This window comes from Streptomyces albipurpureus (genome assembly GCF_023701525.1).
GTDB classification, from domain to species: domain Bacteria; phylum Actinomycetota; class Actinomycetes; order Streptomycetales; family Streptomycetaceae; genus Streptomyces; species Streptomyces albipurpureus.
Genome location: NZ_JAMQAW010000052.1, coordinates 16,455 through 28,749, shown reverse-complemented (window position 1 = coordinate 28,749; position 12,295 = coordinate 16,455). Strand labels below are relative to the sequence as shown.

The following is a 12,295-nucleotide window of genomic DNA, read 5'->3' as shown; positions in this document are numbered from 1 at the left end:
TCGCCAGACCACCCCGGCCAGGGCCGAGGAGACGCCCCGCAGGCGGCTACTCACGGTCATCCGCCGTGGCCCGCCGCCGCCAGCCGATCACGGCGGCGACCAGAGCCGCGCCGGCCAGGGCCGTTCCCATCCCGGAGAGCACCGCCGCGGCGGACGGCTGACCCGACGCACCCGCACCGGCGCCGGCTGCCGGCTTCGCCGACCACCAACTCCAGTAGCCGTCCTGCCCCCAGATATTGCCCCCGGATTCGGGCATCGTGGTGATCGAGGCGATCTGGTCGGTGCGATAGGCCTCAACGGCGTTGGGGTACGCCAGAATGTTCAGATAGCCCGTGTCGTAGAGCCGTGACTGCATCTTCTTCACCAGTTCGGCGCGCTGTGGTGCGTCGTACTCCACGGATTGCTTGGCATACAACTCGTCAAACCGTCGATCGCAGATGAAGTTGTCGGTTGAGCCGGTATCGCGGGCAGTGGCGGGAAGGGCGGCGCAGGTGTGGATCGACAGGACGAAGTCCGGATCGGGACTGACCGACCAGCCATCGAAAGCGAGGTCGTAGTCACCGCTCAGCCAGGGGTCGGAGACATTGTCCCGACAGTCGAGCTGCAATCCGATGCCGAGCCTGCCCCACCACTCCTGAAGATATCGGCCAATGGCCTTGTCATTGGGGTCCGTGGCATGGCACAGGACGCGGAACTCCAGCGGTCGCCCGTTCTTGTCCCGGCGCTTTCCGTTTCCCTTGCGGCGGTAGCCGGCCTGGTCGAGCAGTTCTGCCGCCTTTCCCGGTTCATAACCGATCCGCTGCCCAGCGGGCGGTTTCCAGAAATACGGGGTGAACCGTGGCGGAATGTATCCCGCGCCCTCCACGGCATGGCCCCGGAACACCTTCTCGACAATGGTTCGCCGATCGGTGGCATGGAAGAGGGCCTTGCGCACACCGGGATCGAGTAGGGCGCGATGGCCGCTGCCGAAGCGCTGACCGTCCTGGGAGCGTGCCCCGGGGTTGGTGGCCAGGGCGAGGAAGCGGCGGCCCGGCGCGTCATTGACCTTGATGCGCTCGGTGCGGGAGAGCGCCGACGCCTGCGCTGGGGTGAGGCCTGGTACGAAGGAGACCTCGCCCTTTCGGAGGGCCGCGACCGCCGCGTCCCCGTCCTTGTAGTAGGTGAGCACCAGTTCGTCGAAGTGCGGAGCACCTCGCCAGAAGTCCTTGTTCGGCCGCAGCCTGATGAACCGGTCCACCTGGAAATCGGTCAGGATGAACGGACCGTTCCCCACGATCGGGAACTTCTGGTCGTTGTTGAAGGAGGAGAAGTTCCGCACCTTCTCCCACTGATGCTTCGGCACGATCGGAACATCGAGCGCCAACATCGTGGCCTGCGGCTTCTTCAGTTCGATGACCAGCGTCCGAGGATCGGGTGCGGTGACCTTGCGGAAATTCGCCGTGAAACTACCGTTGGCGGTCGCCGCCCGTGGATCGCTCATCATGGTGTTGAACGTCCATGCCGCGTCCTCGGCGGTGACCGGTTCCCCATCGGACCATCGCGAGTTGGACCGGATGGTGTAGGTCCAGATGAGCTTGGACGGCGAGGAGGTCCAGGCGGTGGCGAGACCAGGGATCGCGCGCCCGTCGCGGACGTCGTAGTTGGTGAGATTCTCGTAGATCAGCCGATGAACGGTGATGGCGACCAGTCGCTGGGCCAGAAACGGGCTCAGTGAGTCCACGCTCTGGGAGACGGCCACCGACAGCACCCGCTCGCCGTCATCCGCCGCCCGTACCGGCTGCGCCGACAGGGCCGCCACAAGCACCGCGACGCCGAAGGCGAGCGTGTGGCGCATACGGGCCGAGAGCTCTGTGGCCAAGTTGGTGACCTCGCGTCATCACTCACGGGGAGCAGATGGCCGGTTGCTGGCCGGACCATCGGTGAAGCGACGTCTATCAAGGGCGGTTCCGCGGGTCAACGACCCGCTGACCGGGTGTCAGGGACATAGGCGCACCTCGGCCCATACCGCTCGGCGGTATGGGCCCAGGTGGAGGGAGCTACTGCGGTGGGGCCTGTGGCGGGTGCGGCGGTTGCTGTGGCGGCCAGGTGTTCGGGGGGAGCGGAGCCTGGGGTTCTGGCGGCTCGGAACCACCCGGTTGGCCCTGCCCTGCCGACTGCCCCGGGTTTCCCTGCTGACCATGTCCCGGCTGCTGGGCCCCGGGGTGCTGGGGACCCGGCTGTGCGGGACCCGGGTGATGCGGAGCCTGCGCGGGGAATCCCGGCGGACTCGTCGGCTGCGCCGGTGGCTGCTGCCCCTGCCCGGGCTGCAACTGCCAACCCTGTGGCGGGTAGGACTGCTGCTGCGGAGCGCCGCCGTAGGGGGCACCGGCCCCTTGCTGAGGGGGCCCCGGCTGACCGTAGGGCCCCTGCGCCGGCCCGCCCGGCTGCCCGTACTGCTGCCCGCCCTGTCCTGTGTGCTGCCCGGGCACGCCCGGCTGCTGCGCCGCCGGAGCGCCCTGGTGGCCGGGCATCGGCGGTGCCATCGTCGGCGGTGCATTGCCGTTCGATGCGGTCCACAGCCCCTGCTGCTGCTGGGCCCGGACGAAGTCCTCCGCGATCAGCGCGGAGAGATTGAAGTACGCCTCACGCGTCTTGGGCCGCATCATGTCCAGATCGACTTCGGCACCCGCCGCGAGATGCTCGTCGAACGGTACGACGACCACTCCCCGGCAGCGCGTCTGGAAGTGCTGCACGATGTCCTCGACCTTGATCATCTTGCCGGTCTCGCGGACTCCGGAGATCACCGTCACCGAACGCTGCACCAGATCCGCGTAGCCATGCGCGGACAGCCAGTCGAGCGTCGTCGACGCACTGCTGGCACCATCCACCGACGGTGTGGAGACGATGATCAACTGATCGGCGAGATCCAGCACCCCCCGCATCGCGCTGTAGAGCAGCCCGGTGCCCGAGTCCGTGAGGATGATCGGGTACTGACGGCCCAACACCTCGATGGCCCGTCGGTAGTCCTCGTCGTTGAACGCCGTCGAGACCGCCGGGTCCACATCGTTGGCGATGATCTCCAGTCCGGACGGGGCCTGCGAGGTGAACCGCCGGATGTCCATATACGAATGGAGGTACGGGATCGCCTGGACCAGGTCCCGGATGGTGGCCCCGGTCTCCCGGCGCACCCGACGGCCGAGCGTGCCCGCGTCCGGGTTGGCGTCGATGGCCAGGATCTTGTCCTGACGCTCGGTCGCCAACGTCGAACCCAGTGCGGTGGTCGTGGTGGTCTTGCCGACACCGCCCTTGAGGCTGATCACCGCGATCCGATAGCAGGACAGCACCGGCGTACGGATGAGATCGAGCTTGCGCAGCCGCTCGGCCTCCTCCTTCTTGCCGCCGAGCTTGAACCGTGAGGCGCCCGAAGGGCTACGGCTCGACTTGGGCTTCTGCCGGTTGTTGCGCAACAGCCGGTCCGATGACAGCTCCACGGCCGCCGTGTAGCCAAGCGGCGCTCCGGGCACCGATCGCTCGCGCTGATCGTGTGTCACGGGAGTCGGCCAAGCCGCCCCGGCCCGAGGGTCGACGGGCTGGCCCACGGGGGCGGGCGGACCGGCCGGTGGCTGACTCTGCTGATACGCGGACGGGGGCTGCTGTACGGGTGGCGCCTGTTGCGCGGGCGGGGCCTGCTGCGTGTGCGGGGCCTGCTGTACGGGCGGCTCAGCGGGACCGGGGCGCTGCGGCGGCAACGGAAGTGATGCCTGGTCACCGGCCTGGGGCTGCTGCGGATAGCCGTATCCGGGCGGCGGCGCCTGCACCTGCGCCGGTGCGGGCGGATGCTGCTGGACGCCGGGGAGGGGGCCTGGCGGGTTCGGCGGTTGGGGGAAGCCGTAACCGCCGGGCCCCGGCGCGGTGCTGGGCTGCTGCGGTACGGGGAGCGGCCCTGGTAGCGCGGGTTCCACCGGCTGCCCCAGCTGCTGCGGCGGCTGAGGTACGGGGGCGTTGGGCGCCTGGTGCTGAGCCGGGAACCCCGACTGCGCGGCCACCGCAGGCTGACTCGGGGCCGACGGCTGGCCCGGCACCCCCTGGGGACCCGGTGCTGGTGGAAGCCCGTGATGCCCCTGGGGTCCCTGATACTGCTGGGGGCCAGGTGTCGCATAGGGCCCCTGAGGAGCGGGCGGAGCCTGTGGCGGATAGCCGTACCCACTCTGGTCCGGCCCGCCCGCGTGGTGCGGCACGCTCGGGTGAGGGAAGCCATAGCCCGGCGCGGGCCCGCCCTGGGGGACAGCGGGCAGCGGCGGCGGCGCCGACTGCTCCGAACTCTGCGGGGACACCGGCCACTGCGGCGCCGATGCGGGAGCCGCGGGCTGGAAAGCGGGCGGAAGCGGGGGCAGCGCGGCATCGGGCGGCTGAGCGCCAGGAGACCAGGGATGTGCCGGCGCGGGTAGCGCGGCCGGGGCAGCGGATGCCGCCGCAACCGCGTCCTGGGGACCGGAACCGGAAGTCCGATCATCCGCGGCGTCCCCGATGGGGTGCTGCTGATCCGGGACCGCCCGCGGAAGGACATGCTGATCCGGGACCCCAGGTGGAGCGAGATCAGCCACGGCGGCCTCATCGGTCGCGGCCCGGGACACCGACACCTCGTCCACGGTCGGGGGCGAGGGCTCGGCCACGGGGGCCGGCGTCCGATCGGCGGGTTCGGCCTGCCGCCGTGCGTCGGCGATGCTCGCCGGCTCCGCTGGTGGCGGTCCGACCGAAGGACGATCCACGGCCGCGGCTTCGTCCACCTCGGCCTGGTCCGTCCCGGCGGTCCGGGAAACGTCGTCGTGGGACGCGGGCGCCCCGGCGCCCTCCTGCTGCGCCGCCGCGTCCCGTCGCGCGATCTCCTGCTTCAGCGCGGCGGGGGAGAAGCGCATGGTCGCGCCGCTCTCCACATCGCCGCCCCCGAAGGGCTCGGAGTGCGCGGGCTCAGCGGTGGCCGAGTGGCTCAGTTGTCCCTGCCCGGCGGCCGGGTCAGCGAGCCCGGTCGGCGCCTGGACTGACTCAGAGCCCTGGTCCAAGGACTCCGGCTCATGGGCGCTCTGGGCGAGGGGAGTCGATTCCGCGACGGCTGCGGCGGTTGGATGCGTCATGGGTTCACTCGGCGACTCGGGAGCCGTACGGGGAACGGGCCCGCCGTCAGCTGCCGTACCCGTCAGGGGCTCGCCCGTCACCCTCCCGGTCGGGGGTTCCGTGCTGGGAGAACCGTCAACGGCCGGCACGGCAGGCGCGGCCGAAACCGGAATGGCCCCGGCAGCGGGAACAGCACCCGAAGAGGCGGCAACGCCAGCAGTCGAGGGGGAGTGTCCTTCGCTCTGCGGAAGCGGTGGGGGAGTCCCTGTCGAGAGCTGACCTCGGGAAGGCCCCGGAAGGTGTCCAGCGGGCTGGCCCGACTGCTCACCCGACTGCTCACCCGACTGCTGGGTCATCGGCGGCTGGGGCATCGGCTGCTGAGTCCAACTCGGCTCGAACCCACTCCCCGTGGGCAGCCCGGGCACCGCGACCGGCGCCCCGTTGGGCGGCGGAGGCGCGGTATGACCAGCCCCGGAGCCCGAGGGGTCACCCGACGCGTTCTGCGTGTACCAGGCCGGCGGGGTGTAGTCGATGGTGAACTCACCCGTCATCTCGGCGGGCTCCGCGTCGGACTCATCGGCAGGGACCCATCCCCCGCGGATCTCGTCCCGATCGCTGTTCACTGTGCCTCCTGGTGTGGTCGAGCACCCTGGTGCCGTCGTGGGTGGGGGCGACCGCTCTGTCCCGATCGGCCCGGCTCTCTCCCTGTGGGCCGCGGCCGGTGTCCCCTCAGGTTCCGCGGCGAGGTTCCCGCAGGGTCTTCCGCCGCTCTCCCTACCACCCTAATCGTCAACAAGGCCCCTCCGGCAGGGCCGACCACCCGTTGGCTACCGTCCCGTACGGCACGGGTGGTCCCCAAGTGGCCAATGCCCACAACGCGGTAAACAAAACGCCAGGGAAAAACCGGATAAAGCCGGTCAACTCCCTGCGTGGTAAAGCGCTCAGTCCATCCGTCGGGCGCTGCCCAACAATCCGGTCTCGGCGTCGGTCGCCTGGGTCATGACGAACTGCCGATCACGAGCCGTACACCAGAGCGTCACACCGTCAGCAAGAGTGGACAGCGCCTCGGTCTCGGCCCCCGGTAGATGCATGATGCGGCCGATCCGGCCGGCCTCGTCCGGAGACACCCGCTGGACACCGACCACGCCCGACTTCTCCATCAGCCGTGGCGCGACCGGGCTGAGGTACGGCAGCAGCGTCAGCACCGACTGCCAGGGACCGGACACCACCCGCCCCCGGGGCGGGCGCATCCCGCAGTCACGGACCACCACCACCGGGCTCCCCGCCGAGGGGCCCTGGGGCGGCACCCGACCCACGTCGTGCAGGGAGATGCACTGCTGACCGCCGCCGGCGGCCTGTGCCAGTGCGGTCCAGGCGGGTGCCCGACCGGTCTCGACCGTCACCCGGGCGCCCGTGGCCGCCGCCCGTAGCGCCAGTACCTGTGCCGTCCACAGACCGCCGATCAGGGTGACGTCATACGGTGTGGGGCGATTGATACCGAGCACGGACGGCCGGCCCTCGGCGTCCACGCCGATGACCATCCCGTCGTCGCCCACCGGCAGCGCCAGCGGAGCGAGCTGGTCCAACGGCAGTTCATGCCGGTCGCGGCGCGGTCCGATCAGTCCCAGACCGGTGCGCGGTCTGGCCGTGGGTGATGGCATCAGCGGGCTCCCCCGAGCGGCAGTGTGGCGAGCATTCCGGGCAGCTGCTCCCGATCGAGGCGTACCAGTCCGGTACGGACTCCCCGGGCGGCGCGCTCCAGTTCATGGCGGGCGGTGACGAGTTCCTCGTCGCTGCGACCGGTGATACGAACATGACCGGTCACGGTCACTCCCTGCCGGTCGCCCTGCCCCAGGGTGAGGCTGAAGGTCGTGGCCAGCGCGGGGATCGAGGTGAGCAGTGCGACCAACTGGGGCATGGAGGCGCCGCCGCCGCCCAGTTGCGGCCAGCGGCCCATCCAGTACGTGGTGTGCCGGCGGTCGTCCACGCGCCAGGTGCGGGAGGTCTCCTGGGTGCGCCGGGTGGGCGCGTCCGCGCGACCGGCCTGGGCGATGGCCAGCGGGCTGGCGCAGGTGGAGGTGGCGATGGCGGCGATCAACTCCGGCTCCGTCAGCACGGTCGCGGTGAATCCGGCCCCCGCCAGTCGGCTCGCCAACTGGTCCGCCGTCCGCACCAGGCACTTCTGTGCCCCCTCCAACCCCCCACCGCGGGCCGCCACGGCCTCGGGGCAGAGTTCGGGATCGAGCTTGAGCGCGATCCAGGTGATCCGGAGCGCGGGGGAGCCCGTCTGGGCCTGGAGGGGCGCGTAGTTGCGTGCGGCCACCGACTGCTCGGGCAGATGCGGGGCGGGCGCGGGCTGGGTGTGCTGGACGATCTGCGCGGACTCCAGCCGGATGCCGTCCACTTCCAGCACATCACGGACGAGTGAGACGGGCAGCGGTCGTGCGGTGCGCTCCGGGCGGAGGGCGGTGGGTCCTGATTCGACCTGGAGGACCGCGGTCAGGAAGGTGCCGTCGCCGATCATCCCGACCGGGCGTCGATCCCGGTCACTGAAGGTGTACGTCCGCAGGGCCGGATCGCATTCCACGGCGGGTGCCAGTCCCGGCTCGGTGTCCGGTGGCAGCACCAGGGACGCGGCCTTGCGGGTCCGGGAGCGCAGGGCCAGCACGGTGGAGAGCCATTCGGGCAGCGATCGCCGATGTCTGCGCAGGAGGGCGAGGAGCACCAGCACGGAGGCGACCGCCGCCGCCGGTACCAGCAGCAGGGCATCGATCACCCAGGCCACCAGCAGCAGTGCGGCGGCGATTTCGATCAGTACGAATTGTTGCAGTCGGAACGAGCCGAAGTGTCCGGGTCGTCCCTTGAGCCGGGGTGCGACGGCTCCCTGGGGAGGTGCCGCGGACCTGGCCGGGGACTGCCCCCGGGCGGCGCGCCGCGCACGCGTAGCGGAAGCCATTAATCCGTCCCCCAGTTCATCAATCCACAAACCGTCCCGATCACCCCTGATGACCCTTTCCCATAAGGGCTTTCAGGGGCCGGAACACCCTACCCGGCCCACGCGGACCATCGGATAACAGGCATAGTAGGGGGCTGGTCCGGTATCCAGGACCCGAGGCCGAACGCACCACACGGCCTCCACGGGGAAATAGCGCCTTCTTCATCAATGGGGACTCATGGCATCACGGCGGGATGAGCTCAACGCGTACACCTTTGCGAAGAAACGCACGGTGGCGGCATTCCTCCAGCCTTCCGCCACGGGTACGGAGGAAGGCGCGCCACGTCCGATGCGGGCCATCGTCCCCGGGCTGATCGTCGGTGCACTGGTTCTCGCGGGATTCGGTGCCTTCGGCATGTTCAAGCCCAAGGCGCCCAAGGACTGGGCGGCCCCCGGCACCAAGGTGATCGTGGGCAAGAAGTCCACCACCCGCTATGTGGTCTTGGAGACCGGCAAGGACAAGAGCAAGAAGGTCCTCCTCCATCCGGTGCTCAATCTCGCGTCGGCACGACTGCTGCTCAACCCCCAGGGGTTCAAGGTAATCACGGTCAGCGATGACGTCCTTGACCGGGGGAAGCCACCGCGCGGACCCATTCTCGGCATCCCGTACGCCCCCGACCGGCTCCCCGCGGAGAAGGAGGCAGGACGGGCCAAGCGGTGGGCGGCCTGCGAGCAACCCGGCGCGGGCAAGGGCACCTCGGTGCAGAAGGCGACCTTCGTCCTCGGCAAGCGGGACCACGGGTTGACCGAAGGCGCGCAGAAGCTCAGGGACGGCCAGGTCCTCTATGTGCAGGGCCAGCGCGAGCAGCGGTACCTGGTGGACCCCTCCGGCACCAAGTACCTGGTACCGGGTGACAGTTCGGCCGACTTGTTGACCCGAACCCTGGTCAACCGGGAACAGCCCCAATCCGTCACCGACGACTGGCTGGCCACCCTCCATGACGGCAGCCGGGTCGAGTTCCCCCGGGTACCCGGTGAGGTGGGCGCTCCCGCGGGTGTCTCCGGTGGTCTCACCAAGGAGCAGGACCGGATCGGTATGGTGCTGCGTGCGGCCACCGGAACCGGCCCCCAGCACTACGTCGTTCTGAAGGGCGAGGTGCGCCCGGTCTCCGACTTCACCGCCTGGCTGCTGATCAACTCACCGCAGACCGACCCGCTCAACATGGAGGGTGAGGCAACCCGAGTGGACGCGTCGTCACTCTCCCCGGAGTCGGAGGACTTCGGCGCCCAGTACCGCTGGCCGCTGCTCAAGGCCGAGCCGGTCAACTCCGCGGGCGGCGAACGCGACACGATCTGCAGTGTGCTGCGCAAGGTTGACGACAAGGGGCGTACGACGCTGTCGATGTGGGCCGGCTCCCGCTATCCGGCGGAGATCACCGCCGGTGGCACCAGCACCTATGTGACCCCCGGCACCGGTCTGCTCTACACCCAGATCCAGGGCGAGCAGGCCCAGCCCGACGGCTCGCTCTTCCTGGTGACCGACACCGGACTGCGGTACGCGGTGCAGGCCAACGGCGACAGCGACAGCGACCGCTCGGAGATCGGCACCGGTGATCAGCAGGGGCAGTCGGACGGCCGCCCTGAGCCGAGCGAGGCGCAGAACCGCCTGGGCTACGGCAAGGTCACTCCCGCCCTGGTACCGATCGTGTGGTCGGAGTTCCTGTCCAAGGGCCCCCGGCTCGACACCAACAGCGCGCGTCAGCCGCAGGGTTCGTAGGGGGTGGCCACCCATGCCGCGACTGTCCAGGAAAGCCGCTCTGCTCACCGCCGCGACCGCTCTGACGGGGTTGGCCGCCGCGCCCTCGTTCGCGTACGCCGTGGATGCCACGGGGCCAGGGACGGGCGGCACCTCCGACCGCCAGCACGGCAGGGATCTCACCCTGAACGGCAGCGGTGAGTGCACCATCCCCATGAAGGAGCAGATCCCGGGCATCCCCTGGCCGCTCCAGCGGGTCCTGCTGGACGAGCTCTGGCAGGACACCAAGGGCAAGGGGGTCCGGGTCGCGGTGATCGACACCGGCGTTGACAACAAGAATCCCCAGCTGAGCTCCGCCGTCGACGTATCCGCCGGTAAGGACCTGCTGCCCCCCGACAAGGAGGACCCGAGCGGTAACGCGGGGAAGACCAATGGCACGGTCGACGAGATCGGCCATGGCACCAAGGTCGCCGGGATCATCGCCGCCCGCCCCCGCAAGGGCACCGGCTTCGTGGGACTGGCGCCCGAGGCCACGATCATTCCGATCCGCCAGAACGACGAGAAGAACAGCGGTAGCGACAAGACCATGGCCACGGCGATCGACCACGCGATCGCCGAGGAGGCCGATGTCATCAACATCTCGCAGGACACGACCAAGGCGCTCGCCCCTGACTCGGCATTGGGACTCGCGGTGCGCCGGGCGCTGGAGAAGGACATCGTCGTCGTGGCGTCGGCGGGCAACGACGGCATGGACGGCAAGACGAAGAACACCTACCCCGCTGCCTTCCCCGGTGTCCTCGCCGTCGCCTCGTCCGACCGCAACAACGAGCGGGCGGCCTTCTCCCAGGCGGGTGACTTCGTCGGGATCGCCGCCCCCGGTGTGGACGTGGTCTCCACCGTCCCCGGCAACGGCCAGTGCGTCGACAACGGTACGAGCTTCTCGGCGCCCTATGTCGCCGGGGTCGCGGCACTGCTGAAGGCGAAGTACCCGAAGTGGAAGCCGCATGAGATCGTCGCCCAGATCGAGCAGACCGCCGAGCGCGGCATCAACGGTCGCGACGACTTCGTCGGGTGGGGCGTCATCGATCCGGTACGTGCGCTCAACGGCGAAAGCGGGCCGCCGCAGCAGGCGACCCCCGACCCCGGACCTGCCAGGGCCCCCGCGCCGGAGCCCGCCGAACTGACGCTCCACGAGACTCCGCAGGAGCGCGACGAACGGTACGCAACCTACGCACTGGGAATAGGCGTCGTCCTGGTAGCCGTGGTCGCCGGGACGGCGACGGTCGTCCGCGACACCCGGCGCAGGAGCGCCCGGTAGGACAAGTACGCCTTGTTACTTTGCAGTTGGAACAGCTGTATCGAGTCGATAGAGTGACAGTAGGACTGGGTGGAAACCCGTCCGCAACGGGGGCGGCATCCATACGGCTTCCGTCTACGTCACCGTCGAAGGAAGAAGGGGCACGATGTCGGGCAACAGGGACCTTGATGTCACTAGTGGCGAACTTGTCGGTCTATCCGGCAAGATCGACAAGTTTCAGCAGGAACTGAACAGCCGGATCACCTCGCTCAACGGCGTTGTGGACCGCATTCAGGCGGGCTGGAAGGGCGCGGCCCAGCAGGAGTACGACCGGGTGCAGGCCGAGCTCAACCGTCGACTGCGCGATGTGCAGCGCGACCTGGACAACCTCCAGCAGCTCGTGAAGATGAGCGCCGACGGCTTCGACGCCCAGGAGACCGAGCGCATCCAGGCCTTCCGCAAGATGGAGCCCGGACAGGGCAGCGCCATCCTCAACGTCTGAGCATCCGCGCACCCCTTGCACCACCATCGCCACTAGGAGCAAACCATGACGACTGCTGTCAATTACGACACGGTAACCACGGCGGCCAGCGATGTGCGCGCCACCTCCTCCTACCTCAACCAGCAGCTCCAGGACCTGCTGGGCCAGGTCAAGCAGGTCGCGGGGAACTGGCAGGGTGAGGCCCGCGAGGCCTACATCACCGTCCAGGGCAACATCGCCACCAACATGGACGGCCTCAACCAGGAGCTCGCCACCATCGCGCGCCTCCTGGACCAGGCCGTCGTCGGCTACCAGGACACCGACAAGGGCAACGCGGCCCGGTTCCGCATGATGCAGTGAACCAACCCTGCCCAGCAGAAGGGGGGTTGCCCGGCGATGCCGGGCAACCCCCCTTCTGGCGTCTCCTTCGTCAGGTCCCTACTTCAGGTCGAACTCCCCATCACGCGCCCCGAGGACAAAGGCCCGCCACTCGGCTTCGGTGTACCGCAGCACGGTGTCCGGGTCGAGCGACGAGCGCATCGCGACGGCCCCATCGGGAAGATGGGCGATCTCCACCCGCTCTTCGTCCTCGCTGGTGCCGGGGGCGCTCAGCCACTCCACACCGGAGATGTCCAGGGCGTACAGCTCGTCCTTCTCGCGTTCCTTGTCGGCTGCGTCAGCCATCGCGCTGTCCCTCCCACGGTTCGGTCAGACAAGGCGGCCCGCACCTGCGCA

Annotated in this window: 9 protein-coding genes; 4 read left to right on the top strand and 5 right to left on the bottom strand. The window is 69.4% G+C overall.

Going from position 1 to position 12,295, the window contains the following annotated elements; all coding sequences use genetic code 11:
- Positions 1 to 46 precede the first annotated feature (46 nt).
- The 4 genes from NBG84_RS32155 to eccE form a co-directional block, all read right to left on the bottom strand.
- On the bottom strand, positions 47 to 1,834 hold the full coding sequence (locus NBG84_RS32155) for an ABC transporter substrate-binding protein (protein WP_250923328.1): 1,788 nt from the start codon (positions 1,832 to 1,834) through the stop codon (positions 47 to 49).
- Between the two features lie 202 nt (positions 1,835 to 2,036).
- Positions 2,037 to 5,714, bottom strand: coding sequence for an SCO5717 family growth-regulating ATPase (locus tag NBG84_RS32150; RefSeq protein WP_250923209.1), 3,678 nt, complete (start codon positions 5,712 to 5,714; stop codon positions 2,037 to 2,039).
- A 318-nt stretch (positions 5,715 to 6,032) separates the two neighbouring features.
- Positions 6,033 to 6,752 carry a hypothetical protein gene (locus NBG84_RS32145; protein WP_250923208.1) on the bottom strand — a complete coding sequence of 240 codons (720 nt, stop codon included), beginning with the start codon at positions 6,750 to 6,752 and terminating at the stop codon, positions 6,033 to 6,035.
- The gene (gene eccE, locus NBG84_RS32140) at positions 6,752 to 8,047 is read right to left on the bottom strand and encodes a type VII secretion protein EccE (RefSeq protein ID WP_250923207.1); all 1,296 of its coding nucleotides are present in this window, start codon (positions 8,045 to 8,047) and stop codon (positions 6,752 to 6,754) included. The genes NBG84_RS32145 and eccE overlap by 1 nt, the downstream gene beginning before the upstream one ends.
- A gap of 217 nt (positions 8,048 to 8,264) precedes the next feature.
- Here eccE and eccB point away from each other — a divergent pair, with 217 nt between their 5' ends.
- The 4 genes from eccB to NBG84_RS32120 all read left to right on the top strand — a co-directional run bounded on the left by eccB (position 8,265) and on the right by NBG84_RS32120 (position 11,920).
- The gene (gene eccB, locus NBG84_RS32135) at positions 8,265 to 9,803 is read left to right on the top strand and encodes a type VII secretion protein EccB (protein ID WP_250923206.1); all 1,539 of its coding nucleotides are present in this window, start codon (positions 8,265 to 8,267) and stop codon (positions 9,801 to 9,803) included.
- A gap of 13 nt (positions 9,804 to 9,816) precedes the next feature.
- A complete protein-coding gene (gene mycP, locus NBG84_RS32130; protein ID WP_250923205.1) occupies positions 9,817 to 11,100 on the top strand; it encodes a type VII secretion-associated serine protease mycosin in 1,284 nt (427 codons plus the stop codon).
- A 145-nt stretch (positions 11,101 to 11,245) separates the two neighbouring features.
- Complete coding sequence (locus tag NBG84_RS32125; RefSeq protein ID WP_250923204.1) at positions 11,246 to 11,581, top strand: WXG100 family type VII secretion target; 336 nt, start codon at positions 11,246 to 11,248, stop codon at positions 11,579 to 11,581.
- 45 nt (positions 11,582 to 11,626) lie between these two features.
- Positions 11,627 to 11,920, top strand: coding sequence for a WXG100 family type VII secretion target (locus NBG84_RS32120; protein WP_250923203.1), 294 nt, complete (start codon positions 11,627 to 11,629; stop codon positions 11,918 to 11,920).
- 78 nt (positions 11,921 to 11,998) lie between these two features.
- Here NBG84_RS32120 and NBG84_RS32115 read toward each other — a convergent pair whose 3' ends face one another.
- A complete protein-coding gene (locus NBG84_RS32115; RefSeq protein ID WP_250923202.1) occupies positions 11,999 to 12,244 on the bottom strand; it encodes a DUF397 domain-containing protein in 246 nt (81 codons plus the stop codon).
- Between the last annotated feature and the right edge of the window lie 51 nt (positions 12,245 to 12,295).